This window comes from Pediococcus claussenii ATCC BAA-344, from assembly GCF_000237995.1.
Taxonomy (GTDB): Bacteria; Bacillota; Bacilli; order Lactobacillales; family Lactobacillaceae; genus Pediococcus; species Pediococcus claussenii.
On the sequence record NC_016605.1, the window covers coordinates 1,169,262 to 1,195,313 of the forward strand.

Annotated in this window: 20 protein-coding genes, 22 tRNA genes, 3 rRNA genes, 1 riboswitch and 1 other annotated feature; of the genes, 6 read left to right on the forward strand and 39 right to left on the reverse strand. The window is 39.7% G+C overall.

What is annotated here, in order from left to right; all coding sequences use genetic code 11:
* The first annotated feature begins 214 nt into the window (after positions 1-214).
* Both cysE and cysK read left to right on the forward strand, forming a co-directional pair.
* On the forward strand, positions 215-709 hold the full coding sequence (gene cysE, locus PECL_RS05630; RefSeq protein ID WP_014215631.1) for a serine O-acetyltransferase: 495 nt from the start codon (positions 215-217) through the stop codon (positions 707-709).
* 21 nt (positions 710-730) lie between these two features.
* Complete coding sequence (cysK, locus tag PECL_RS05635; protein WP_014215632.1) at positions 731-1,648, forward strand: cysteine synthase A; 918 nt, start codon at positions 731-733, stop codon at positions 1,646-1,648.
* A 61-nt stretch (positions 1,649-1,709) separates the two neighbouring features.
* Here the strand turns inward: cysK and PECL_RS05640 are convergent, their stop codons facing one another.
* The 6 genes from PECL_RS05640 to PECL_RS05660 all read right to left on the reverse strand — a co-directional run bounded on the left by PECL_RS05640 (position 1,710) and on the right by PECL_RS05660 (position 4,342).
* Entirely contained in the window at positions 1,710-2,516 is an 807-nt protein-coding gene (locus tag PECL_RS05640) for a DNA/RNA non-specific endonuclease (protein WP_014215633.1), read from the reverse strand.
* A gap of 103 nt (positions 2,517-2,619) precedes the next feature.
* Positions 2,620-2,703, reverse strand: a tRNA-Leu gene (locus PECL_RS05645).
* Between the two features lie 52 nt (positions 2,704-2,755).
* Positions 2,756-3,031: a heavy metal-binding domain-containing protein gene (locus PECL_RS05650; protein ID WP_014215634.1), complete on the reverse strand. Its 276-nt coding sequence runs from the start codon at positions 3,029-3,031 to the stop codon at positions 2,756-2,758.
* Between the two features lie 107 nt (positions 3,032-3,138).
* Complete coding sequence (locus PECL_RS05655) at positions 3,139-3,330, reverse strand: hypothetical protein (protein ID WP_014215635.1); 192 nt, start codon at positions 3,328-3,330, stop codon at positions 3,139-3,141.
* Between the two features lie 16 nt (positions 3,331-3,346).
* Positions 3,347-3,520 carry a hypothetical protein gene (locus tag PECL_RS10145; protein ID WP_014215636.1) on the reverse strand — a complete coding sequence of 58 codons (174 nt, stop codon included), beginning with the start codon at positions 3,518-3,520 and terminating at the stop codon, positions 3,347-3,349.
* Positions 3,521-3,523: 3 nt separating this feature from the next.
* Entirely contained in the window at positions 3,524-4,342 is an 819-nt protein-coding gene (locus PECL_RS05660; protein WP_014215637.1) for a Cof-type HAD-IIB family hydrolase, read from the reverse strand.
* Positions 4,343-4,566: 224 nt separating this feature from the next.
* Here PECL_RS05660 and PECL_RS05665 point away from each other — a divergent pair, with 224 nt between their 5' ends.
* Entirely contained in the window at positions 4,567-5,223 is a 657-nt protein-coding gene (locus tag PECL_RS05665) for a deoxynucleoside kinase (protein ID WP_014215638.1), read from the forward strand.
* 132 nt (positions 5,224-5,355) lie between these two features.
* On the opposite strand, the gene PECL_RS05670 is transcribed toward PECL_RS05665, so the two are convergent.
* From PECL_RS05670 to leuS, 4 genes are read right to left on the reverse strand one after another with little or no spacing between them, the layout of a single operon-like run.
* Entirely contained in the window at positions 5,356-5,736 is a 381-nt protein-coding gene (locus tag PECL_RS05670) for a universal stress protein (RefSeq protein ID WP_014215639.1), read from the reverse strand.
* Positions 5,737-5,775: 39 nt separating this feature from the next.
* Entirely contained in the window at positions 5,776-6,495 is a 720-nt protein-coding gene (locus tag PECL_RS05675; RefSeq protein ID WP_050899615.1) for a pseudouridine synthase, read from the reverse strand.
* A gap of 9 nt (positions 6,496-6,504) precedes the next feature.
* A complete protein-coding gene (locus PECL_RS05680; protein ID WP_014215641.1) occupies positions 6,505-8,190 on the reverse strand; it encodes a putative polysaccharide biosynthesis protein in 1,686 nt (561 codons plus the stop codon).
* 33 nt (positions 8,191-8,223) lie between these two features.
* Positions 8,224-10,641, reverse strand: coding sequence for a leucine--tRNA ligase (gene leuS / locus PECL_RS05685; RefSeq protein ID WP_014215642.1), 2,418 nt, complete (start codon positions 10,639-10,641; stop codon positions 8,224-8,226).
* A gap of 48 nt (positions 10,642-10,689) precedes the next feature.
* Positions 10,690-10,896: a binding site (T-box leader), on the reverse strand.
* Positions 10,897-10,986: 90 nt separating this feature from the next.
* Between leuS and PECL_RS05690 the strand changes: the two genes are divergently transcribed.
* Together PECL_RS05690 and PECL_RS05695 are read left to right on the forward strand one after the other, a co-directional pair.
* Positions 10,987-11,607 (forward strand): phosphatase PAP2 family protein, encoded by a 621-nt coding sequence (locus PECL_RS05690; protein ID WP_014215643.1) that lies wholly within the window; start codon positions 10,987-10,989, stop codon positions 11,605-11,607.
* 3 nt (positions 11,608-11,610) lie between these two features.
* On the forward strand, positions 11,611-12,168 hold the full coding sequence (locus PECL_RS05695) for a class I SAM-dependent methyltransferase (RefSeq protein WP_014215644.1): 558 nt from the start codon (positions 11,611-11,613) through the stop codon (positions 12,166-12,168).
* Positions 12,169-12,318: 150 nt separating this feature from the next.
* Here PECL_RS05695 and PECL_RS05700 read toward each other — a convergent pair whose 3' ends face one another.
* On the reverse strand, positions 12,319-13,785 hold the full coding sequence (locus tag PECL_RS05700) for an MDR family MFS transporter (protein WP_014215645.1): 1,467 nt from the start codon (positions 13,783-13,785) through the stop codon (positions 12,319-12,321).
* A gap of 138 nt (positions 13,786-13,923) precedes the next feature.
* Positions 13,924-15,111, reverse strand: a complete 1,188-nt coding sequence (gene metK / locus PECL_RS05705) for a methionine adenosyltransferase (RefSeq protein WP_014215646.1) — start codon at positions 15,109-15,111, stop codon at positions 13,924-13,926.
* Positions 15,109-15,187, reverse strand: a riboswitch (SMK box riboswitch). (Overlaps the previous gene by 3 nt.)
* A 100-nt stretch (positions 15,188-15,287) precedes the next feature.
* Between metK and PECL_RS05710 the strand changes: the two genes are divergently transcribed.
* Positions 15,288-16,016, forward strand: coding sequence for a hypothetical protein (locus PECL_RS05710; RefSeq protein ID WP_014215647.1), 729 nt, complete (start codon positions 15,288-15,290; stop codon positions 16,014-16,016).
* Positions 16,017-16,091: 75 nt separating this feature from the next.
* Here the strand turns inward: PECL_RS05710 and PECL_RS05715 are convergent, their stop codons facing one another.
* The 27 genes from PECL_RS05715 to PECL_RS05845 form a co-directional block, all read right to left on the reverse strand.
* Complete coding sequence (locus PECL_RS05715; protein WP_014215648.1) at positions 16,092-16,712, reverse strand: LysE/ArgO family amino acid transporter; 621 nt, start codon at positions 16,710-16,712, stop codon at positions 16,092-16,094.
* A 67-nt stretch (positions 16,713-16,779) separates the two neighbouring features.
* Positions 16,780-16,854, reverse strand: a tRNA-Asp gene (locus tag PECL_RS05720).
* A gap of 8 nt (positions 16,855-16,862) precedes the next feature.
* A tRNA-Met gene (locus tag PECL_RS05725) sits at positions 16,863-16,936 on the reverse strand.
* A 12-nt stretch (positions 16,937-16,948) separates the two neighbouring features.
* Positions 16,949-17,020: transfer RNA gene (locus PECL_RS05730), tRNA-Glu, on the reverse strand.
* Positions 17,021-17,046: 26 nt separating this feature from the next.
* Positions 17,047-17,134 (reverse strand) — tRNA-Ser (locus tag PECL_RS05735).
* A gap of 4 nt (positions 17,135-17,138) precedes the next feature.
* Positions 17,139-17,212, reverse strand: a tRNA-Ile gene (locus PECL_RS05740).
* A gap of 11 nt (positions 17,213-17,223) precedes the next feature.
* Positions 17,224-17,294, reverse strand: a tRNA-Gly gene (locus PECL_RS05745).
* 24 nt (positions 17,295-17,318) lie between these two features.
* Positions 17,319-17,391, reverse strand: a tRNA-Phe gene (locus PECL_RS05750).
* Positions 17,392-17,397: 6 nt separating this feature from the next.
* Positions 17,398-17,472 (reverse strand) — tRNA-Asp (locus tag PECL_RS05755).
* Positions 17,473-17,481: 9 nt separating this feature from the next.
* Positions 17,482-17,555, reverse strand: a tRNA-Met gene (locus tag PECL_RS05760).
* Between the two features lie 10 nt (positions 17,556-17,565).
* A tRNA-Ser gene (locus PECL_RS05765) sits at positions 17,566-17,655 on the reverse strand.
* Between the two features lie 44 nt (positions 17,656-17,699).
* Positions 17,700-17,773: transfer RNA gene (locus PECL_RS05770), tRNA-Ile, on the reverse strand.
* A gap of 21 nt (positions 17,774-17,794) precedes the next feature.
* A tRNA-Met gene (locus PECL_RS05775) sits at positions 17,795-17,868 on the reverse strand.
* 35 nt (positions 17,869-17,903) lie between these two features.
* Positions 17,904-17,977 (reverse strand) — tRNA-Pro (locus PECL_RS05780).
* Between the two features lie 8 nt (positions 17,978-17,985).
* Positions 17,986-18,059, reverse strand: a tRNA-Arg gene (locus PECL_RS05785).
* 5 nt (positions 18,060-18,064) lie between these two features.
* Positions 18,065-18,150, reverse strand: a tRNA-Leu gene (locus PECL_RS05790).
* Positions 18,151-18,187: 37 nt separating this feature from the next.
* Positions 18,188-18,259: transfer RNA gene (locus PECL_RS05795), tRNA-Gly, on the reverse strand.
* Between the two features lie 4 nt (positions 18,260-18,263).
* Positions 18,264-18,336 (reverse strand) — tRNA-Thr (locus PECL_RS05800).
* A gap of 50 nt (positions 18,337-18,386) precedes the next feature.
* Positions 18,387-18,459, reverse strand: a tRNA-Lys gene (locus PECL_RS05805).
* 2 nt (positions 18,460-18,461) lie between these two features.
* A tRNA-Val gene (locus PECL_RS05810) sits at positions 18,462-18,534 on the reverse strand.
* 9 nt (positions 18,535-18,543) lie between these two features.
* Positions 18,544-18,660 (reverse strand): 5S ribosomal RNA (gene rrf, locus PECL_RS05815).
* A 92-nt stretch (positions 18,661-18,752) separates the two neighbouring features.
* Positions 18,753-21,675, reverse strand: a 23S ribosomal RNA gene (locus tag PECL_RS05820).
* A gap of 190 nt (positions 21,676-21,865) precedes the next feature.
* Positions 21,866-21,938: transfer RNA gene (locus PECL_RS05825), tRNA-Ala, on the reverse strand.
* Between the two features lie 4 nt (positions 21,939-21,942).
* A tRNA-Ile gene (locus tag PECL_RS05830) sits at positions 21,943-22,016 on the reverse strand.
* A gap of 78 nt (positions 22,017-22,094) precedes the next feature.
* A 16S ribosomal RNA gene (locus tag PECL_RS05835) occupies positions 22,095-23,673 on the reverse strand.
* Together the 16S, 23S and 5S rRNA genes with 21 tRNA genes alongside form the textbook arrangement of a ribosomal RNA operon.
* Before the next feature lie 321 nt (positions 23,674-23,994).
* Positions 23,995-25,017, reverse strand: a complete 1,023-nt coding sequence (locus PECL_RS05840; RefSeq protein WP_014215649.1) for a lysylphosphatidylglycerol synthase transmembrane domain-containing protein — start codon at positions 25,015-25,017, stop codon at positions 23,995-23,997.
* A 2-nt stretch (positions 25,018-25,019) separates the two neighbouring features.
* The gene (locus PECL_RS05845; protein ID WP_014215650.1) at positions 25,020-26,048 is read right to left on the reverse strand and encodes a glycosyltransferase family 4 protein; all 1,029 of its coding nucleotides are present in this window, start codon (positions 26,046-26,048) and stop codon (positions 25,020-25,022) included.
* Positions 26,049-26,052: the final 4 nt, after the last annotated feature.

Here is a 26,052-nt window from a genome sequence, read left to right on the forward strand (position 1 = left end):
AAAAAACATTTGTATGTTGTATGGGTCTTAACAGTCAGCTGAGCCCAAGCTTTAATCATCTTTCAATTCCTAATTTTAGTTGTTAATGGATCAAGTCTTGTTTATTTAGGTTCACTAACTAATTTGATTATTGCAGTGTAGATCCACTCCCGGGCTTGGTCCATCTTTGATTAGCAGGGAGTGGGTCTTTTTAACTTCAGGAGCGAGTTTAACAATGTTTGAAACTATTGATAGTATAATTCAGCGTGATCCGGCAGCTAGAAGTCGTTTACAGGTTCTGCTTACCTACCCTGGTGTACTGGCGTTGCGTTGGTACCGGGTGGCTTCTTTTCTTTGGAATCATCATTTAAAGTTACTAGCTGAAATCATCACTAATATAACGAGACGACGAACAGGCATAGAAATTCATCCAGCAGCTCAGATTGGAAAACGTTTGTTTATTGACCACGGGATTGGAGTTGTAATCGGTGAAACTGCAATAATTGGAGATGACGTAACTTTAATGCATGGTGTTACATTAGGAGCTAGGAGAACAGTCACTGGAAAACGCCATCCAACCGTTAAAAATGATGTACTCATTGGAGCTAACGCGTTACTTTTGGGAGATATTACTATTGATAATGGAGCTAAAATCGGCGCTGGTGCGGTGGTTTTGCATAGTGTCTTACCTAATCAAACAGTTGTGGGCTCTCCAGCTAAACCAATTTAATTCTAAGGAGATAATTATATTATGATAAAAAAAGAAAGTATTTTAGACTATATTGGAAAAACGCCAATTATCAAGTTACAGCGTAGTGTGCCTGCGGGTGTTGCCGATGTTTACGTTAAATTAGAGTATTTCAATGAAGCGGGCTCCGTTAAGGATCGCATTGCTCTTAAACTAATTGAACATGCTGAAAAAACTGGTGATTTAACTAAAGATGTAACCCTTATTGAACCAACTTCAGGCAATACCGGAATTGGAATTGCTGCGGTTGCTGCTGCTAAGGGATACAAAGCTATCTTGGTTATGCCTGATACTGCGAGTGAAGAAAGAAAGCAAATCATGAAGGCTTACGGTGCAACACTCATTGAAACACCCGGTTCAGAAGGAATTAAAGGATCTATCAAAGTCGTAGAAGAATATACAAAAGACAGCAAATATCTATCGCTTAATCAATTCGTGAACGAGATCAACCCACTTGCTCATTATGAAACAACCGGACCTGAAATTGTTGACTACTTTGATGGCACTCCAGATGCTTTCGTAGCTGGAATCGGAACAGGTGGAACACTATCAGGAACAGGAAAGTTTTTAAAAGAAACTAATACAAACATTGAAATTATTGGTGTTGAACCCGCTACATCTGCAATTTTAAATGGTGGAAAACCAGGCAAACATCCTATTCAAGGAATTGGAACTGGATTTGTTCCAGACACACTCGATACAAATATTTATGATTCAGTAACCGACGTAACTGGCGATGATGCGGTTAATACTGCGCGCATGCTTGGCAAAAATGAAGGAATCTTACTTGGCTTCTCCGGTGGAGCGGCCGTATGGGCAGCAATTGAGAAAGCTAAAACAATGCAACCAGGTCAAAAAATTCTAGCCTTAGCAGCTGACAATGGCGAACGTTATCTGTCTACATCACTTTACAAAGACTAATCTATTTATTTTTCATACAAAAAAGGCCATCAAAATGATGGCCTTTTTTGTATTATATATATTAGTTTTCAGCAACTCTCATATTACGATCAACAGTGGATCGTCCAGTTTTATAATCAAACTGGACGCCAGGCTCCACATTCCAAATAAAGACATTAAAATTCAAACTACCATCCGTTGAAATTGCCTGTGAGTGATATCCAATTGGCATTAAATCATCACCCTTAAAAACCGTTGAAACCTTATAAATAACCTTTTTATTTTGAGCAAGCGCATTTCGAACGCGTTCTTCAAAAATTTGCATTGTTCTCTGGTTACTAAATTCCGTTTGAGTAGCAAGATTCTTCGGATTATCAAGAGAGCCTAGCTCATTTTGATTAAAATTACCATCTTTATCAAACTTCCCGGTCACAGAATATGCCAATAAATGGCCACGATTTAGTATCTCGATTTGACGACCGTCAATTGAAAGTCTTTTTTGATGCCACCCCGTCGGATTCCAAACTTGACGAGTTCGAGTATTTGATTTAACTAAATTCCTTCTCTCAAGAAAAGCGATGTTTTCAGTTGTACGATTTAAACTATCAAGTTGTCCATAATCAATTTTATTTTGTTTCCATTGAGTAGGATCTAAATCACTTCTGCCATTATTTACATTAATATATGCAGATTCACCAGATTTAAAAGTAAGTTCCGCTAATTTATCGTCTGAGACACTCTTTTTAACGGTTTTTGCTGACTGAATTCCAGCGCCTATATTTCCCTTAAAAAGTTGTTGTATTGTCCCACTATTTCGAGATAGGAATAAAAAAGCTGCTAATAATATGAGCAACCATGCACTTTGTTTCGAATATCTTCTCTTCTTCATAACTTCTCCCCTAGCCATTATTTTTGAATAAAAAAACCGACATTAATTAATGCCGGCATATCAAAACTATAGTGTTGTTAAAAAATCCAGATATCTTCTCTAATGCCGTCGACAGGGATCGAACCTGCACATGGTTTCCCATACAGCGACCTGAACGCTGCGCGTCTGCCAATTCCGCCACGGCGGCTTAAACAACAAGTGTAATTTTACACTAGTTTTCATGCTAAGAAAAGGAAAAATTAATCAGTCTTTACAACTGTTCCATAAGCATGCACTACCAAAAACTTTGGAGCTACACTTACTTGTGCAATTTCAGTATTATATTTCAAACCAATAATTCCATTACCGTCTAATAATTCTGCTTTTTTTTCCAACTTTTCCTTTGCTTCTTCAAATAGTTGATCAAACAGATTAAACTTATCAATATCTTCTGATGCGAGCATTAAACTGGTTGTTGCTTCCACAACTCCTTTGATGGTATGTCCAACATTAATTCCTTCAGTTGTTATAAACATTATTGATTACCTCACTCTAGTATTTAGATCAATTAGAAGATCCATTGATTATAACTCATAAACATTTTAACAGAATTAAACTGCCCTTTACTAACAGCTTCCACTGATCAGTCATTTTCTCTTTTATTCGTATCTGCCATTCGACTTTTAACTTCAAAATAGGTTGACAGTGCCATTGCTAACACTAGCCCGATTCCCCAAGTTAAATATAAAGCAACTCCACTAAGTTTCCCAAATTCCGTCCATAAAACTAAAACAACTGCGATGATCAATGGTACAACTATCCTTAAAATTTTCATGGTGTCTGTTTTTTTCTCATTTCTTCATTTTTTGGTCTAAAACATTCTTAATATAAATACCTAACCCTAGCAAAATCAAAATTGAAATAATGATTTTATTGGTTAAACTAATATCAGAAAAGTACGTAACTAATCCTATCATTACCGTCAAAACTAGTAAAACAAACCCATTCAAAAAAATCTTTTTCATTATCTAATCCAAAACAAACTTGTTAATTGCTTCAGCAACACCGTTAACGTAGTCACCATTGGTAACGTGCTTAGCAATTTTTTTGGCTTGGTCATTCGCGTTAGAAACTGCAATTGGTAACCCAACTTTAGAAAGCATTGGCAGATCATTTCCGTTATCACCAATAGCCATAATTTCATCTTTTTTAATACCTAAACGATTAGCTAGCTCAAGTGTGGCAAGTCCCTTATCAACACCCTTTTTATTGAATTCCGTGTATCGGTCAGACGAAAAAGTAACATTTAAGTCAAAATCAACGTTTTTTAAAACGAGGTCCCTCATATAAGCCAATCGGTTAAAATCGGGATTCATCGTTATTACTTTCATTATCTTCTCATTCCGTAGTAACTTAAGGTCCTTTTCCTTATACTCAATTGGTCTCACACCACGTGTTTCAATATAATCTAAATCAGCTTGAAGTGGGTTATAAATATAAACATCATTAAGCGTATAAACATGCGTATCAAAGTCCTTAACTTTCATAGCAATATTATAAATTTCACTCGCCTGTTCAAATGTTAATTCATTAGTCTGTACAACTTTTAAACCAGCATTTTCAACAATAGCACCCCCGTTATAAGAAATAACAAACTCTTCTTTTTGGTCTTTCAATCCTAATTTCTGTAATAAACCTTGTACTGAACTAAATCCGCGACCAGTGTTAGGTACAAACTTAACACCTGCTTTTTGAGCCTTTTTTATTGCTTTAATATTTTCATCCGAGATACTTCCATCCAAGCCTAATAATGTTTCATCTAAATCACTAACAATTAACTTAATCATACGTAACCTCTCTCTATTCTTATATAATTTAAGATTAGCCGATTTGGAAAGGGTTTTCAATTATATACAGTAACTTTTTTAAATTTAATACTAAATTAATATAAAACAAATGTGACCGTTTTCGTGCAATTCATGCACAAAAAAATTCAAAGCACAATATGTTGATGTGAATTTTTATATGATATACTATCCCTTGGTTAAATTGTAAAAAAGAGGGGCAAAGCATGGTGATAATTACAGCAGGAATGATTGGTGTCGGAAAAACAACATTAACAGGTAGAATTGCGGATTTTTATGGTTCAAAGGCCTTTTTTGAACCAGTAGGCGATAATCCAGTATTACCACTTTACTATTCTGATCCTAAAAGTTATGGTTTTTTACTCCAAATTTATTTCTTGAATAAACGATTCCAAATGATTAAAAAGGCTCTGGCAGATGATAATAATGTTCTTGATCGTTCAATTTATGAAGATGCCTTATTCACACGCGAAAACAATAAGGAAGGCAACATTACTGACACAGAATTCGGCGTCTATATGAACTTGCTCGATAACATGATGGGTGAACTCCAGAACCTGCCTAAGAAGGCTCCAGATTTGATGGTTTATGCTGAAACTGATTTTGATACTATCCTATATAGAATTAAAAAACGCGGTCGTGACTATGAACAATTCGACAATAACCCTGAACTTGAGTCTTATTATAAAAAAATGTGGACAGCATATAAAACATGGTACGAAGAATATGATGCTAGCCCTAAAATGAAAATCGATTTACAAACTTATGATTTATCTGAAGAAAAAAATGTTAATATCATCTTGCAACAAATTGATAAAAAATTAAAAGAGACACGTAAGGCTAATTACAATCAAGCCATTTAAATCAAAAAGTGTTCCGAGCAACTTCACCTCACAGTGAGTTCTCCGGAACACTTTTTAATTTTCCTACTTAACAATTGATACATCAGTTTTAGAATTTTCTACAACATAACTCGCAGTCGAGCCGATCACAACTCATGCAACTCGTCCCAATCCAGTAGCACCTAATACCGTTAAATCAATATCATACTTATCGGGAATATCTTCAGAAAGTTCTTGCTTTGGGTTTCCCACTCTTAAATCTATTTGAACATCACTGACTCCTGCTTCAATTGCTTTCTGTTTTAAAACTTCAAGCTCCTGCTCGCGTTCCATCAGTGCCTTCTTTATATCAATATCAGTGCTCGCAATTCCAAATCCCAATGACACACTTTCAGTATTCGCGTATTGTTGTTTAACAATTTCGCTAATGACCAACCTAGCATGATTCTGTTTTGTAATCTCAATTGCTTTCTCAAAGGCTTTTTGGGCCTCCGGAGAACCATCATATCCAAAAAGAACATTTTTGTAATCCATAGTAGCACCGCCTTCCTGTTTTTATTATAGCAGTGTACCCTATAGATTTTCCAAGTTTACGATTTCCTCGTCTGTTAGAGCTCTATAATGACCAGGCAAAAGTCCCACATCTAGCTCCAATGGACCAAATTTCACTCGTCGCAACCTAAGAACACGTTCACCCAAAGCGCCAAACATGCGTCGTACCTGATGATACTTTCCTTCGCTAATCGTTACTTCCACCGTTGTCGTTTTTTCCAAATTAGAATATTCTTTAACTTTCAGACCGGCAGGCTTCAACTGAGTACCATCTTTGAGCGTTAATCCGTTAGCAAATTTGGCTGCCGCACCCTCACTAATTTGTCCTGTTACAGTCGCTTCATAGACTTTATCAACATGGTGTTCAGGCGATAATAAGCGGTGCCCAATCTCCCCGTTATTTGTAATTAGAAGTAATCCTTCAGTGTTCTTATCTAACCTTCCAACTGGAAATAAATCTGGTCTACGGTCATTTTTATTAAAGAGTTCCATGACTGTTTTTTGCTTTCGGTCTTCCGTTGCTGTCAGTACCCCAATCGGTTTGTTAACAATAAAATAAAAGTGCTTTTGATATTGAACTACCTCACCACTAAGCTGCACCTCATCTTGATCAGGATCAATCTTTACTCGACCAGACTTTACAGCTTCGCCATTTACACTAATTTGCCCATCACGAGTTAGTTTTCGAATCTGAGTCCTTGTACCAACGTTCATATCATGTAAAAATTTATCAACTCTCAACATTTCAACCTACTTTATTCTTAACATATTTCTTAGACGACTTGCTCTACTACCCAGCATTTCATCGGCTAATCTGCTCTTAAGTGAACAATAAAGATAGAAGAGACCACCAGCCGAAGCAGCAACCAAAGCAACGATCAACGCAGCAACTTTGCTTTCATTATTCATAAATAGATACATTCCATGTGCCACTCCCCATGCAATGACAAACATTCCTAGTGAATATAAAATAATTTTAGTCAAATGTTCATTAATAACTTGATAATCAATGCCATATTCATCGTTAATATGCTTTAAAATCAACCAATTAATAAAAGCAAAACCAATTGCTGTCGACATTAATGAGCCAATAGCTGAAAAGGCCATTACAAGTGGAATTTGCGCAATAAATTTAATTATGACCCCGTACAGAAAATAACGAACTGCTAATTTATTCTCACCAATTCCTTGCATGATAGCAGAAATCACCGTGAAAACCCCTAAAACAATTGCAACATATGAATTAAACTCAAGAATAGCTGTCCCCACTCCACTAAAATGATAAAAAAGTGTATAAGCAGGTTGTGCAATTGCGGCCATTCCAAGGGCTGCAGGAATCATTAAAAATGAAAATAACGAAATGGCTTCAGTTACTTGTTGACTAATTGCTCGTGAATCCCCTCGCGTTTTTGCTTCTGAAAGTAAAGGAACCGAAGTTACAGCCATTGCAGACGCTAATGAAATCACAATCATGACCAATTTATTTGCATTAAAAGCAAAAATGGCATACATAGTATTTAAAATATCAGTGGTATAGCTACTTGTCATTTGCATAATTTTAAAGAAAGTATACTGATCAATTAATTGAAAAATAGTAATTGCGGAACCAATGATAATAAATGGAATCGCTTGTGCAATAATCTCCCGATATAAATCACCTGTGGATACAACCAGCTCATTGGAGCTAGCCTGAGCAAGTGTTTTCAAACGTTTACGATATTTTAGAAAATACCATCCTAACACCAGAAAACCGCCTATCGCTCCAATAAAAGCAGCAAATGTTGATTGTGAAACAGCAAATACCCAATCACCATGGTGAACTCCCATAATTAAATATGCAGTCACCAGCATATAACCAACTCGCGCCAATTGCTCAACAAACTGAGAAATAGCAGAGGGACCCATTTCTTGGTAACCTTGGAAAAATCCCCTAGTCAGACTCATTGTTGGAATGATTAAAACTGCCCATGCCAACGCATGCAATACAGGAACGACACTCTCAGATCCAGCAGATAGAAAAGGTGCACCATAAAATAATATTAAAGCACAAACAATTCCTGATCCGACTGACAATAACAGACCCCTTTTGTAGAGCCTTTGTCCTAAGGCAAATTCATTAAGTGCGTTATAATGTGAAACTTGTTTAGCAATTGCAGAAGGGATTCCAGCAATTGCAGCAATTAAGAACAAGCTATAAATATTATATCCTTTAGCGTATAAAGCATTAGCCTGATTACTGTACACACCAAACCAAATTACCCAAGGAATGATATAAACTGCGCCAAGTATCCTAGAAAAAATACTGCCCGCTGTCATCCAGACTGATCCCTCAAGCATTTGAGATTTAGAAGAAGTTACTTTTTGTCCTTCTCTAAGGGGTTGTGACCCAATATATTCAAGGTCACTACTATCATTTTTATTCGGCTGATCTGCCATGGTGCTTCCCTACTTTCAATAATGTCTCCAAAATTATCCAACAACGATATTAACAATCCGATTAGGAACAACGATTACTTTCCGAATCTCTTTTCCGTTAATCCATTGTTGAACAGAGTCACTGTCCATTGCTAATTTCTGTAATTGTTCCTGTTTTAAATCCTTTTCAACAGTAAGACGTCCTCGGACTTTTCCGTTTATTTGTAAGATTACCTCAACAGTATCCTCGACTAATTTAGATTCATCAACGGTGGGCCATTTTTCATAACTAATCGTTTCCTTGTATCCTAAACGACTCCATAATTCTTCTGCCAAATGTGGAGCAAGTGGCGAAAGGATTTTTACAAAGTCCTCTACATATTTAACATAAATAGAATCCACTTTGTAAGCTTCATTTATAAATACCATTAGCTGGGAAATTCCAGTATTAAACCGCATATTTTCAAAGTCATTAGAAACTTTTTGAACAGTTTTATTAAAGATTAGATCTAACTTTCCATCGTTAACTTTAGTAATGCGGTCTCGTAATTTACCGTCATCATCAATAAACAGCCGCCATACACGGTCAAGCCATTTACGGCTTCCATTTAGTCCATCTTCACTCCAAGAAACTGATTCAGTCAAAGGTCCCATAAACATTTCGTATATACGCAGCGTATCTGCACCATATTTATCGACGATATCATCTGGATTAACAACATTTCCCTTTGATTTGGACATTTTTTCATGATTACTACCAAGAATCATGCCTTGATTAACCAATTTTTGGAAGGGTTCTTTAGTTGGAACAACTCCCAAGTCATAAAGCACCTTATGCCAAAAACGTGCATATAGAAGATGCAATACGGCATGCTCAGCACCACCAACGTATAAATCAACTGGCATCCATTCTTTGAGGAGTTGCTTATCGGCAATTTCTTGATCGTTTTTTGGATCAATGTATCGTAAGTAGTACCATGAGCTTCCCGCCCACTGTGGCATTGTATTAGTTTCACGTCGTCCTTTTCGCCCATTTTCATCGACGACATTAAGCCAGTCGTCTAAGTTAGCAAGTGGACTTTCACCGGTACCAGAAGGCTTCAAATCATCTGTCGCTGGTAAACGCAGAGGCAATTCATTTTCAGGAACCAGCCCAGTTTCTCCATCTTCCCAATGAATAATTGGAATAGGTTCACCCCAATATCTCTGACGAGAAAATACCCAATCTCGAAGACGATAATTAACTTTTTTATCACCCACGCCATTTTCTTTAATCCACGTTAACATTGAGGAAAGAGCAGCTTGTTTATCCAAGCCATTTAAAAAGGCAGAATTAATATGTGTCCCATCACCTTCGTAGGCACCATCTTCAATATTTCCCCCCTCAATAACCGGAATAATTTCAATTCCGAACTTTTTAGCAAATTCAAAGTCTCGCGGGTCATGAGCAGGAACAGCCATAACAGCACCCGTTCCGTATGATGAAAGGACATAATCAGCAATCCAAATTGGCACTTTTTTTCCATTAACCGGATTGATAGCGTAGGCACCGGTAAAGACCCCTGTTTTATCCTTATTTAAATCTGTTCGTTCAAGATCGGATTTTGTAGCAACTTGTTTTTGGTATTCTGTAACTTTAGCCTTGTTTTCGGCTGTTGTAATTCGTTCAACAATATCATGTTCAGGCGAAACCACTAAATAAGTCACACCAAACAATGTGTCAGCACGGGTTGTAAATACTTCAATGTTTTCTTCTGTATCTTCAACCTTAAAGTTAACGCTAGCTCCGACCGAGCGACCAATCCAGTTACGTTGCATTTCCTTGATGCTTTCAGGCCAATCAACTAGATCTAAGTCATCAAGTAAACGATCAGCGTAAGCAGTAATTTTTAAAATCCATTGTTTCATCGGTACTCGAAAAACCGGAAAATCGCCACGTTCAGTACGCCCATTAATAACTTCTTCGTTTGCAACAACAGTGCCCCCCATCAAATCAGGTGCCCAGTTAACAAGTGTTTCTTTCTCGTATGCTAAACCTTTTTTGTACATTTGTTCAAAAATCCACTGGGTCCACTTGTAATAACTAGGATCTGTAGTATTAATTTCACGGGACCAGTCATATGAAAAACCTAGTGATTGAATTTGTCGTTTAAAATTTTTAATGTTATCTTTTGTGAAATCTTTAGGATTATGTCCCGTTTTCATAGCATATTGCTCAGCTGGCAAACCAAAAGCATCCCATCCCATTGGATGAAGAACTTTAAATCCTTGCATGCGTTTCATGCGCGACATAATATCCGTCGCTGTATATCCTTCTGGGTGTCCCACATGTAATCCCTGTCCTGATGGATACGGAAACATGTCTAGTGCATAATATTTGGGTTTATCCTCTGTTGCGTTTGTCTTAAATGTTTCGTGGTCTGACCAGTACTTTTGCCATTTTGGTTCTATTTCATGATGATTAAAGGGCATATCCATTCCTCCTAAAATTTGCCAACAAAAAAATCCCAAGAGAAAATCTCTTAGGACGAAATCTGTTCCGCGGTACCACCTAGGTTTGTAGCTTACAGCCACACTCTTGATTCCTTAACGCGGAAAAACGTTCCCCTTACTATAATTCAGCAGGAAACTCAAAGGCGAGTTCGAACGCATCAATCTCCAAGTTCACACTATCCACCTGGTCTCTGTAAAATATAAGCGTCTAATATTCCTTATCTTCGTTGACTTTATGTTGATATAATAGTATCAAACTATATCTCAGTTTGCAAACCTACATATGGTAATATACCAGAGAAGGATACCACATAGGAGGAGTTCATGAGGACAACAAAAACATCACAATTTGCGCCTTTTATTCTAAGTTTAGTGTTTTTTATTTTGTTAACCTTAACCGTAAAGTTTGTTCCGACAACGCTTTACCCTTTTGATAAATTTATAACAAACTTAATTCAATTAGATCCTAGTCCACTAAAACTAACTTTTTTTAAGATAATTACGCAAATTGGTAACCAAATACCGTTCATCATTATCAATTTCGCTATACTTTTAATTCTCACAGTGAGCAAACATTTCAAATACGGAATTTTCTTACTTTTTACTACTTTTGGTAGTTCTTTAATTAATCATTTAATTAAAGAGTGGGTTAAAAGGCCACGCCCATTACCTCATTTAGTTAGAGCTACAGGTTATAGCTTTCCTAGCGGTCATTCTGTAGTTGCAATCGCCTTATTTGGTGGACTAATCATCATCACAAATCAAATCATTAAAAATAAGGCTATTAAATTCGTTTTAAACTTTATTTGGAGTCTCGGACTGATCCTACTTCCAATTTCACGGGTATATCTTAATGTCCACTATCCATCTGACATTATTGGTGGAATGCTTCTAGGATTCATGATTTTACAAATTTCACGTTATATTTTAATTAAGGAGTTTTAGAAAATGCTAAAAAATTCAATGCAGTATAGTCATATCGTTTTACAAGAGATTATCAATAAAGGTGACAATGTTATTGATGCCACTATGGGAAACGGTCATGACACCCAATTTCTGGCTAAATCAGTTGGTGCTACTGGTCATGTTTATGCGTTTGATATACAGCAAGATGCCATCAACCATACTAAAGATCGACTTACACAATTAGATTTAATAAGCCAGACAACACTCATTAACGATTCTCACTCTAAGATTGATAACTATGTGTCTAATCCGATTTCGGCTGCAATTTTTAACCTTGGATATCTTCCGGGAAATAATAAATCAATCATTACACATTTTTCGACTACTATTCCGGCTATCAACTCCTGCCTTCGTTTACTCAAAGTTGGTGGTAGAATTGCTGTTGTTTGTTATTACGGGCACCCAGGCGGCAAGGATGAATTAGACCATATAACCCATTATCTAAGCCAAATAGAACAACAAGAATTTAGTGTCCTGCGCTATGAATTCCTTAATCAGATCAATCAACCGCCCATTTTATTAATTATTGAAAAGAAATAGTGGAGTATGTTTTACAATATTGATTATCCAATAATTCTTTAACCATATCTTTTTTTAAGGATCTGTTGCATAACAAAATATCTATCGTTTATATTGCTAGTAATACTCGTTATTTTCCGACCTATGTCCCGCTTTTTATGCTGGAATTAACTAACTATTTTCAGCCGTTTTTCGGTCAAAGATATTCACCACTAAAGCTATTAGGATTAATATAAATCCAGACAAGTAGATATTATGAAGAGCTGAGTAAAGAATCAAACGTAATCCACCCAACAAGTCACTAGGTAATTCTTTAGCAGTTTGCGGATTAATTAATTTATTCATCATTCCCATATTGTAACGACTATTCTGTGCTACTCCACTATTCATACTACTATTCATAATAATTCCAAAAATAGACATCATAATTGTCTGACCAAGTGATCGCGCCAAAGTATTAAACGAAGTAGCAACTCCAATCTGATCAGAACTAACTAGATGCTGCGAGGTAACCGTTGTAGAAGTAATAGTAATCCCAAATCCCGTTCCTAAAATCGCTGAGATTACAAAGAAAAACCAGAACGGTGTTTCAATTGGTACAACTGCTAATATGAGGCTACCAACCGCTAGTATTGATAAACTAACACTTAAAACTTTATTAGGTGACAACTTCACCATCATTTTACCCGCCAAAAATGAGCCAAAAATCCACAACAAGGAACTTGGCGTTACAGCAAATCCAGCTAATGAGGCTGGTAGTCCTAAAATTCCCTGTGTCCACGTTGGAAGATACACTTCAAAACCAATCAAAAAACCCGCTACTAACATTGTAGCTACATTTTGAATAACAAATGTTCTATTTTGAAAAAGTTTGAGCGAGATAATTGGGTCCACTGCCTTTTTTTCTTGTCGAATGAATAAAACCACTCCTAAAATAAAAAGTACAAATGAGATCAATAGCATAAATGGTGAAAAATGTGCTTCTCCAATCAATTGGAATCCATACATTAACCCAAGTAAAGCAAGCATTAACCAAGCACTTCCCAAAAAATCAATTGGTTTATCATTTACTTTTACTTCTTCCCGCAAAAATATTTGAATGAGTAGAATCGTTATAATGCCAATTGGGACATTTATAAAAAACACCCAATGCCATGTTAATTTATCTACAATAAATCCACCTAATAATGGGGCAATAATTGAAGCAATTCCCCAGGCAGCGCCATTAAATCCCATAATACGTGCCCTTTTTTCGATTGGATAAATATCTGCGATGATAGTATTCGATACAGGCATAATGCATCCAGCACCCACACCTTGCAAAGCTCGCCAAATGATTAAAGTAGTCATTGAATTAGCTAATCCACTCAAAATTGAACCCACTAAAAAAATAAATATTCCAACATTAAAAATTCGTTTTCTTCCAAATATATCAGCTAACTTTCCATAAATTGGAGTAAAAATTGCATTTGTTAATAGAAAAATTGAAATAACCCAATTCATCAAACTGACACCGTGTAAATCACCAACAATTGTTGGCATAGCAGTTGAAACGATCGTTCCCTCCACCGCTGACATAAATGTCGCAATAAAAATTGCAATTGTGACAATAACTACGTTTGTTTCTTTTTTCTTCATAAAGCCCCCAAATTTGTTCAAAAATAAATGAGTCTGAGATAATCAGGTCAGACTCATCAAAATCGCATAATAATTTAAAAGATGGGACATAAATTAAGCAATCATTTGATTGCCCACCATGTCCCACTGTTGCAAATATTAATTAAAGAAATCCTGTAGTTCTTGAACTTTATCAACATGCTCCCATGGCAGGTCAATGTCTGTTCTGCCAAAATGACCATAGGCAGCCGTCTTTTTATAAATTGGGCGGCGCAAATCAAGCATTTCTATGATACCAGCCGGACGAAGATCAAAGATTTGACGAACAGCTTCAGTAATATCTTCTTCTGAAACTTTTCCGGTCCCAAAAGTATCTACCATGACGGATACAGGTTGTGCAACCCCAATAGCATAGGCAATCTGAACCTCAACTTTTTCAGCAAGCCCCGCAGCAACTATATTTTTAGCAATATACCTTGCTGCATAACTAGCCGAACGATCAACTTTTGTAGCATCTTTCCCAGAAAAAGCACCACCCCCGTGTCGAGCAGCCCCTCCATAGGTATCAACAATAATTTTACGGCCTGTTAAGCCAGCATCACCCTGTGGTCCTCCAATTACAAAACGACCAGTTGGATTCACAAAATATTTTGTTTTTTCATCAAGCAGTTCACTTGGTATTGTTGTTTTAATCAGCTTTTCTATCATATCAGTTCTAATCTGAGTAAGTTCAACGTCTGGATCATGTTGAGTACTAACAACAACCGTATCAACACGCTTAGGTTTTTCCCTTTCGTCATACTCAACGGTAACCTCAGCCTTTGCATCTGGTCTGAGATAAGGGATTACATTATCTTTTCGTAACTTAGCAATTTTTTGCATTAAATGATGGCTAAGCATAATTGGCAAAGGCATCAACTCAGGTGTTTCATTCGTAGCATATCCAAACATTAATCCTTGGTCGCCAGCACCAATTCGGTCCAGTTGATCCTCTTTACCTTCACGTGTTTCAAGCGAATCATCAACGCCTTGCGCGATATCAGGAGATTGTTCGTCAATTGCTACCATTACTGCACAATTTTCCCCATCGAAACCATATTCGCCGCCTACATAACCAATTTCTTTAATCGTACGTCTCACAACTTTTTGAATATCGATATAAGCGGTTGTCGAGATTTCTCCAACAACAACTACTAAACCGGTGGTGACTGTAGTTTCACAAGCCACACGGGCATTGGGATCATGCGTTAATAATTCATCTAAAATTGAATCACTAATTTGATCTGCAATTTTATCAGGATGTCCTTCAGATACTGATTCTGAAGTAAATAAATGTCTTTCTGTCATTTGAGTTTCCCCCTCAATTTTTTTCGGTTACAAGGATCTAGGGATAATCAGTCCTATCGGGAACACTGTAACTAGTAAATTTTAGCACAGAAATAATGCTTTTTAAAGGGAATCTATTGACTGTTTGTTGTCTTTTGTTTACGATTACTCTATGTATAAAGGAGTCATATAATTCTATGAAAAATCTCGATTTTTTACACAACAATGCTACTGTTAATCAAAAAACCATTTTACCGGCAATTGTATCTTTCCTACTAAGTGGAAGTATTTGGCTTTTTAGTAGCCATTTCAGTACAACACATTTTGGAGAGTCCTTTCCAATCCAGTTACTGCTCTTCTTGGGAATTGCTATGATCATATTTATTACCTTAGATCGATTTACTAATCGCACGCCACCAAGATTGCTATTACCAATCTTTATAATTCCTGTGGCCATTATTGCTATAATTTATTTAAGTAATCAAAAATCAATCGCCGGATTACTCGCATTAACGCTAATACCACTTTTTACATCGTTTTTGCCGTTTTATAAAATTGACGGAATTGGTCTGCTGATTTATGCAATTTCGCTTGGAACAATATTTCCATTCTCTTACTTTTTCGTTCAAAATAAGTTTGTTTCAGGCTACCTTATCAGCCTTTGCATTATTTTATCTCTGAGTTTAATCTCGGTTAATTTTCCAATTTTCTTTGAGGTAAGTTCAACCTATCGGATTTTCAATATTATTCTTAACGTTTTAACAATTATCACTGCTCTAATTGTTTTAAAAAATTGGGCGGTCATTCCATTAATGATTATAAGTATTGCTTCGTTCTTCATTAATCAACTGGACAATATCAGGTACAAACTAACGATTATTACCGTCCTAACTCTCTTAAATATTTTTATCTTAATGTTCAATTAATGGAAATATATCCGGCGGTTCGCTCGGTATAAATCAAAAAAAGGACAAATGACGAAGCACTGTCATTTGTCCTTTTTAAATACTATGAATAAAATCAGCAACTAATTTCACACCATAAAGAATAATTATTACTCCACACACCTTATTCAAGATTAACAGATATTTAGAATTAAACTGCTCTCTCAGATAATTAATTACACTGGTCAATACAATAAACCAGCTTATAGAAGAAATACACACTCCAACAATAAACCAATTGGGATTATCTGTACCGTGAAATGAAGCCCTAAAAGCCCCGAGTAGCATCGTACCATCAATAATTGCCTGAGGATTAAGCCAAGCAATTGTGAAAGCACTTAAAATAACACTTCTGTAACTAAAACTATTATTATTTTTATCATCAACTTCAACCGTCTTTTTATTTTCTCTAAACAGGCTAACTCCAATGTAAAATACCATTAAACTACCGACTAATAGAATAGTTTGTTTTAGCCATAAGTATCTTTGCAACAAAGTTCCCATTCCATAAAATGAAGCTAGCGCCAAACTCATATCAAATGCTGCAACTATTAATGCAATGCTGATTGCACGTCTTAATGGATATTCTAAAGATGAATCAATAACATAAATATTTTGCATGCCTATCGGAGCTATGTACGCAATACCAAATATGATTCCTTGTATCAATATACTCAATCTATTTCCTCCGTTTTTGAAAACAAAAAAAGCATACCTTACGATATGCTTTTACTTCTATACAAGACGGTTCTAACGAGACTCGAACTCGTGATCTCCTGCGTGACAGGCAGGCGTCCTAAACCAACTAGACCATAGAACCAAACAAAATTGCGGGAGCAGGATTTGAACCTACGACCTTCGGGTTATGAGCCCGACGAGCTACCAGACTGCTCCATCCCGCGATAATAATAAAATGACCCGTACGGGATTCGAACCCATGTTACTGCCGTGAAAGGGCAGTGTCTTAACCACTTGACCAACGGGTCATACACATATGTAAAGCATCTACCAACGGAGAAGGAGGGATTCGAACCCTCGCGCCGCTTACACGACCTACACCCTTAGCAGGGGCGCCTCTTCAGCCACTTGAGTACTTCTCCAAAATGGGCCTAAATGGACTCGAACCATCGACCTCACGCTTATCAGGCGTGCGCTCTAACCAGCTGAGCTATAGGCCCAAAGGAAGGAAAGCGGGTGACGAGAATCGAACTCGCGACAACAGCTTGGAAGGCTGTGGTTTTACCACTAAACTACACCCGCAAAACAAAAAATATTCAATTGAAATGGCGCGGGACAGAATCGAACTGCCGACACATGGAGCTTCAATCCATTGCTCTACCGACTGAGCTACCGAGCCATAAAACGGTCCTAACGAGACTCGAACTCGTGATCTCCTGCGTGACAGGCAGGCGTCCTAAACCAACTAGACCATAGGACCAAACAAAAATTGCGGGAGCAGGATTTGAACCTACGACCTTCGGGTTATGAGCCCGACGAGCTACCAGACTGCTCCATCCCGCGATAATAAAAAAGGAGGATGAGGGATTCGAACCCTCGCGTGGTTTGACCCACCTGACGGTTTTCAAGACCGTTCCCTTCAGCCGGACTTGGGTAATCCTCCATAATCAATATACGTTTCACTGGTCTCTAACAATTGAAGCTAGATGGACCTTGTAGGACTCGAACCTACGACCGGACGGTTATGAGCCGTCTGCTCTAACCAACTGAGCTAAAGGTCCAAGTTCGTATATTCAACCCTATCGCGGCGGAGGGGATCGAACCCCCGACCTCCCGGGTATGAACCGGACGCTCTAGCCAGCTGAGCTACACCGCGATCTAACTAAAGATTAAATGCCTTACGACATTTAATCGGGAAGACAGGATTCGAACCTGCGACCCCCTGGTCCCAAACCAGGTGCTCTACCAAGCTGAGCTACTTCCCGTTTTTAAATGCACCCAGCAGGAGTCGAACCTGCAACCTTCTGATTCGTAGTCAGACACTCTATCCAATTGCGCTATGGGTGCATATATGCCGAGGACCGGGATCGAACCGGTACGGTCATCACTGACCGCAGGATTTTAAGTCCTGTGCGTCTGCCAATTCCGCCACCCCGGCAAGGGCTTTGATAAAACTTAGTAGTTTTTAGCTACTAAGCGGAAGACGGGATTCGAACCCGCGACCCCCACCATGGCAAGGTGATGTTCTACCACTGAACTACTTCCGCATAATGCCGACTAGAGGATTCGAACCTCCGACCCCCTGTTTACAAGACAGGTGCTCTGCCAACTGAGCTAAGTCGGCATTACTAAATGCCTATTAATATTATGTATATCATAGCACATTTAGTGCTATGAGCCGTGGCAGGCTCGAACTGCCGACCCTCTGATTAAAAGTCAGATGCTCTACCAACTGAGCTAACGGCTCAATGGAGGATACAGGGTTCGAACCTGTGACCCCCTGCTTGTAAGGCAGGTGCTCTCCCAACTGAGCTAATCCTCCAAATATAAAGCATGGCAACGTCCTACCCTCGCAGGAGGCGATCCTCCAACTACTCTCGGCGCTAAGAAGCTTAACTTCTGTGTTCGACATGGGTACAGGTGTATCCTTCTTGCCATCGTCACCACACTCAACGCTAACTTACGTTATCGCTTGAGAAAATCTTTGTTCTCTCAAAACTGAATAATATCTTAAATTTTCCTTCGAAAACCACCACTTACTTGGTTAAGTCCTCGACCGATTAGTATTAGTCCGCTTCATGCATCGCTGCACTTCCACTCCTAACCTATCTACCTGATCATCTTTCAGGGGTCTTACTTGCCCGAAGGCAATGGGAAATCTCATCTTGAGGCGAGTTTCACACTTAGATGCTTTCAGCGTTTATCTCATCCATACGTAGCTACCCAGCGATGCTCTTGGCAGAACAACTGGTACACCAGCGGTATGTCCATCCCGGTCCTCTCGTACTAAGGACAGCTCCTCTCAAATTTCCTACGCCCGCGACGGATAGGGACCGAACTGTCTCACGACGTTCTGAACCCAGCTCGCGTACCGCTTTAATGGGCGAACAGCCCAACCCTTGGGACCGACTACAGCCCCAGGATGCGATGAGCCGACATCGAGGTGCCAAACCTCCCCGTCGATGTGAACTCTTGGGGGAGATAAGCCTGTTATCCCCAGGGTAGCTTTTATCCGTTGAGCGATGGCCCTTCCATACGGTACCACCGGATCACTAAGCCCGACTTTCGTCCCTGCTCGACCTGTCTGTCTCGCAGTCAAGCTCCCTTCTGCCTTTACACTCTACGAATGATTTCCAACCATTCTGAGGGAACCTTTGGGCGCCTCCGTTACTCTTTAGGAGGCGACCGCCCCAGTCAAACTGCCTACCAGACACTGTCTCCCGCCACGATTAGTGGCGCGGGTTAGAGGGTTCATACAACGAGGGTAGTATCCCACCAATGCCTCCATCGAAACTAGCGTTCCGACTTCAACGGCTCCTACCTATCCTGTACAAGCTGTACAAACACTCAATATCAAGTTACAGTAAAGCTCCATGGGGTCTTTCCGTCCTGTCGCGGGTAACCCGCATCTTCACGGGTATTATAATTTCACCGAGTCTCTCGTTGAGACAGTGCCCAAATCGTTACGCCTTTCGTGCGGGTCGGAACTTACCCGACAAGGAATTTCGCTACCTTAGGACCGTTATAGTTACGGCCGCCGTTTACTGGGGCTTCAGTTCAAAGCTTCGCTTACGCTAACTCATTCCCTTAACCTTCCAGCACCGGGCAGGCGTCAGCCCCTATACGTCATCTTACGATTTTGCAGAAACCTGTGTTTTTGATAAACAGTCGTTTGGGCCTCTTCACTGCGGCTGACCTTGCGGTCAGCACCCCTTCTCCCGAAGTTACGGGGTCATTTTGCCGAGTTCCTTAACGAGAGTTCTCTCGCTCACCTTAGGATACTCTCCTCGACTACCTGTGTCGGTTTGCGGTACGGGTAATTAAACTCTAACTAGAAGCTTTTCTCGGCAGTGTGACGTCTGGAACTTCGCTACTATAATTTCGCTCCCCATCACAGCTTGTCCTTAAGAAAAAAAGCATTTGACTCTTCTTCAGACTTGCTGCTTGGACATCCGTTTCCAACTGGATGCTTTCCATAGCCTACTGCGTCCCTCCATTGTTCAAACAAGTTTAACTAGTACAGGAATATCAACCTGTTATCCATCGTCTACGCCTCTCGGCCTCGACTTAGGTCCCGACTAACCCTGGGTGGACGAGCCTTCCCCAGGAAACCTTAGTCATTCGGTGGATAGGATTCTCACCTATCTTTCGCTACTCATACCGGCATTCTCACTTCTAAGCGCTCCAACAGTCCTCACGGTCTGCCTTCATTGCCCTTAGAACGCTCTCCTATCACGTCACCTATTGGTGACATCCGCAGTCTCGGTAATATGTTTAAGCCCCGGTACATTTTCGGCGCAGAATCACTCGACTAGTGAGCTATTACGCACTCTTTAAATGGTGGCTGCTTCTGAGCCAACATCCTAGTTGTCTATGCAACTCCACATCCTTTTCCACTTAACATATATTTAGGGACCTTAACTGGCGGTCTGGGCTGTTCCCCTTTCGACGATGGAACTTATCTCTCACCGTCTGACTCCCGGACATAAATCAATGGCATTCGGAGTTTATCTGAATTCGGTAACCCGTGACGGGCCCCTAGTCCAAACAGTGGCTCTACCTCCATGATCCTAATTCCGAGGCTAGCCCTAAAGCTATTTCGGAGAGAACCAGCTATCTCCAAGTTCGTTTGGAATTTCACCGCTACCCACACCTCATCTCAGCACTTTTCAACGTACACGAGTTCGGTCCTCCAGTGCGTTTTACCGCACCTTCAACCTGGACATGGGTAGGTCACTTGGTTTCGGGTCTACATCCGCATACTTATTCGCCCTCTTCAGACTCGCTTTCGCTGTGGCTCCGTCTCTTCAACTTAACCTGGCATACGAACGTAACTCGCCGGTTCATTCTACAAAAGGCACGCCATCACCCATTAACGGGCTCTGACTTATTGTAGGCACATGGTTTCAAGAACTGTTTCACTCCCCTTCCGGGGTGCTTTTCACCTTTCCCTCACGGTACTGGTTCACTATCGGTCACTAGGGAGTATTTAGCCTTGGGAGATGGTCCTCCCGGATTCCGACGGAATTTCACGTGCTCCGCCGTACTCAGGATCCTGAACTGAGGGAGCTTGATTTAGTTTACGGGGCTATCACCCTCTTTGGCGAGCCTTCCCAGACTCCTCAACTATCAAACTCTTTGGTAACTCAAATGTTCAGTCCTACAACCCCAGAAAGCAAGCTTTCTGGTTTGGGCTTTTCCCGTTTCGCTCGCCGCTACTCAGGGAATCGATTTTTCTTTCTCTTCCTGCGGGTACTGAGATGTTTCAGTTCCCCACGTCTACCTTCACACATCCTATGTATTCAGATGTGGATAACAAGCGGTAAAGCTTGCTGGGTTGCCCCATTCGGAAATCCCCGGATCAAAGCTTACGTACAGCTCCCCGAGGCATATCGGTGTTAGTCCCGTCCTTCATCGGCTCCTAGTGCCAAGGGATTCACCATGCGCCCTTCCTAACTTAACCTATACTTTGCCGACGGGAAAGTGGTTTATGAGTTTAATTCTAGCGATTAATTGAACTAATCTTGTTAATATAACTCTTTAAATTACGCGGTGGTTTTCTCGGTTTAATTATTTACATAATTAATATTAGAAAATTTAGATATTATTCAGTTTTCAAAGAACAAATTATCAGAACAACTAACGTTGTCCAATGGAGAATAGCGGGATCGAACCGCTGACCTCCTGCGTGCAAGGCAGGCGCTCTCCCAGCTGAGCTAATTCCCCATCATGGGCCTAAATGGACTCGAACCATCGACCTCACGCTTATCAGGCGTGCGCTCTAACCAGCTGAGCTATAGGCCCGATACGCATGTTCTGAGAGTAGACCTCTCAAAACTAAACAAAGCTTTGACATGGTGTAGTTTCCGTATTATTCCTTAGAAAGGAGGTGATCCAGCCGCAGGTTCTCCTACGGCTACCTTGTTACGACTTCACCCTAATCATCTGTCCCACCTTAGACGGCTAGCTCCTAAAAGGTTACCCCACCGGCTTTGGGTGTTACAAACTCTCATGGTGTGACGGGCGGTGTGTACAAGGCCCGGGAACGTATTCACCGCGGCATGCTGATCCGCGATTACTAGCGATTCCGACTTCGTGTAGGCGAGTTGCAGCCTACAGTCCGAACTGAGAATGGCTTTAAGAGATTAGCTAAACCTCGCGGTTTCGCGACTCGTTGTACCATCCATTGTAGCACGTGTGTAGCCCAGGTCATAAGGGGCATGATGATTTGACGTCGTCCCCACCTTCCTCCGGTTTGTCACCGGCAGTCTCACTAGAGTGCCCAACTTAATGCTGGCAACTAGTAATAAGGGTTGCGCTCGTTGCGGGACTTAACCCAACATCTCACGACACGAGCTGACGACAACCATGCACCACCTGTCATTCTGTCCCCGAAGGGAACTTCTAATCTCTTAGAATGTCAGAAGATGTCAAGACCTGGTAAGGTTCTTCGCGTAGCTTCGAATTAAACCACATGCTCCACCGCTTGTGCGGGCCCCCGTCAATTCTTTTGAGTTTCAACCTTGCGGTCGTACTCCCCAGGCGGAATACTTAATGCGTTAGCTGCAGCACTGAAGGGCGGAAACCCTCCAACACTTAGTATTCATCGTTTACGGCATGGACTACCAGGGTATCTAATCCTGTTCGCTACCCATGCTTTCGAGCCTCAGCGTCAGTTACAGACCAGACAGCCGCCTTCGCCACTGGTGTTCTTCCATATATCTACGCATTTCACCGCTACACATGGAGTTCCACTGTCCTCTTCTGCACTCAAGTCTCCCAGTTTCCAATGCACTTCTTCGGTTGAGCCGAAGGCTTTCACATTAGACTTAAAAGACCGCCTGCGCTCGCTTTACGCCCAATAAATCCGGATAACGCTTGCCACCTACGTATTACCGCGGCTGCTGGCACGTAGTTAGCCGTGGCTTTCTGGTTAAATACCGTCACTGGGTGAACAGTTACTCTCACCCACGTTCTTCTTTAACAACAGAGTTTTACGAGCCGAAACCCTTCTTCACTCACGCGGCGTTGCTCCATCAGACTTTCGTCCATTGTGGAAGATTCCCTACTGCTGCCTCCCGTAGGAGTCTGGGCCGTGTCTCAGTCCCAATGTGGCCGATTACCCTCTCAGGTCGGCTACGTATCACTGCCTTGGTAAGCCTTTACCTTACCAACTAGCTAATACGCCGCGGGTCCATCCAGAAGTGATAGCCGAAACCATCTTTTAAAGGAAAACCATGCGGTTTTCTTTATTATGCGGTATTAGCACCTGTTTCCAAGTGTTATCCCCCTCTTCTGGGCAGGTTACCCACGTGTTACTCACCCGTTCGCCACTCATTTCATTGTTAAAATCATCTTCCGTGCAAGCACTTCTGATTCTTTTAACGGAAATGCGTTCGACTTGCATGTATTAGGCACGCCGCCAGCGTTCATCCTGAGCCAAGATCAAACTCTCATATTATATGATGAGTCTATATAAGCTCATTAATTGTTTGTTTTGCGAATTGACTTCGTTCGCATAATGTTTTATCGAATAACTTTCGTTACTCAATCCCTACACCATTTGATTGTCAAAATTTTGTTCAGTTTTCAAAGGTCTACTATGTTGTCATGTCAGCGTTGTTAGCGCTTCAAGACAACTATTTAACTATATCATCGTCGATTTAGAATGTCAACAACTTTTTTTAAGAAGTTATCTCAACTCGTTTACCGAACAATTAAATATATTACCAGCTGATTTAGAAACGGTCAACCCTTTTTTAAATAAAAAAGGCAGATTTTTTTAATCTGCCTTTCTGTTGAGCTTATTCGGACGTACAACCATGGCTACCATGCCGGCGAACATCCCTAAATAATAGGTTAAAAGTCTCCAAATCAACATTGCAAGAACTAGTTTTCCACTATTCCCGACAAACTGCGAAAACAGAACACTAAATCCATATTCTGCTCCTCCAGCCCCTCCAGGAATTGGAAAAAGCGAAATAACCATAAAGATTAAAACATGCAAACAAGTTATCATTACAATATTAACTCCCGTTTTTCCGAGAGCAAGTAAGATAAAGTATGGAACTAAATAATAGAATAGCAATTGAAAGAAAGTTATTATCGAAATCTCTAAAATTAATTTCCATTGCGCCTTCATTCGCAAGCTTTCCTCATAGAAAGTATCCACTTTTTCATTTAACGTGCTTCGCCATTCAGTATATTTCTCACTTTTCACAAACCACCTAAGTGGAACAAATGCAATATCGATCAACCGTTTTGTAAAATCATGCCAATACATGACCATTAATAATCCAACAATAACCGTCAGATGAATCAAGAATCCAAATAAAACAAACCATGAAAGAAACCGTATCTTTTCTTCTAAGTAACCAAAACCGACAATCAGGCTAATAATAAAATTAATAACTACCATAGATTGAAACACTACAAACTTCATTAAAAGCACTGAACTTGCTCGTCCACCTTCAATACCACTTTGCATCAAAGCAACAAGCTGGGCTGGTTGTCCCCCAGAAGAAAAGGGAGTAATTCCATTAAAAAGTTGCTCAATTAAAGGTATCCTGAAAGAATCCCGCCATGATAATTTGTTCCCATTACTCTCAACTAACATTTTGGTGATAATACCTTCAAGTCCAAAATATAAAAACATGCAACCAAGAGCAACTGCTATCCACCACATATTCAGATGGATTAAGTCATGCCACACACTACCTAAATTCTCATTTTTTAACGAAATTCCAAAAATAAGTGCACCTATTAAGATCATCAAAGCTAGTACTAACTTATTTCTTCTCGACATAGTTAGTCCCCCTGCCCTGTTAGTAGCGCCTTATAATATTTTTGCCAAATCTTAGTTAAACTTTCTTCTGAATAACGATCAGAAGCAGCCAACGATAGAGTACGATACTTTTTCATCATACTAGAAGAGCCTTGTAATTCATGCAATTTTGAATTCATTTCTTCGTAACTCGTTGTTTTAATGTAATACCCATCAATTATAGAATGATAAAGGTCCAAATCACGTAACATTACAGGAGTTCCACAACTAAATGCCTCTAGAACAGACATTGGAAAGAGTTCATTAAAAGATGGAAGCAAGAACAAATCGGCTGCATTATAGTAATCACTTAACTTTTGGCGATCTACAATGCCAGTGAATGTCAAATTAGTCGGAGGGTTATCAACAACTTTCTTTAAATCCGCATACCCATCTGTTAATCGCCCAAAAGAGAATCCACCAGCCCAAATGAAGTCAGTATTCGGATTATTTTCGGCCAACTTAATAAAGTCCTTAACACCCTTCCGCTCTTGAACTTGACCAGTACCTAACACCATAAAACGTTCAGCACTAATTCCAAGTTGCTTTCGGACCTTTTCACGTTTTTCCAAACTAAGGTGTGGAAACTCATCTTTTCTTACAAAATTTGGAATATAGGTTATTTTTTTCTCGGGAATATTATACTCAACTAACTTTGGAATAAAAGTAGGATTAACAACCACAATTTGGTCCATCCTTTTATAGAAGGAAATAATATATTTATAGAAAATCCCTCTAAACGGCTGTGGGATATTTAAGCTTCCTTCAATTGTCTCGGGCAAAAAATGAACATAACCTACTTTAACTCCCCTTTTTTTTGAGAAAGTCGAAAGGTAAAAGTTCGGGTCAATCGTATGATAATGGCTAATATCCGATTTAGTGAATTGATTTATATTAACCTCAAATTCAGTATTAAGATGTTCATCAAGCAATCGAATTAATTCTTCATAGGCACTCCCAACTCCTTGCCCTTTCACCTTGCTTGCAGAAGAAAACATATTGATTTTTATCATTTAA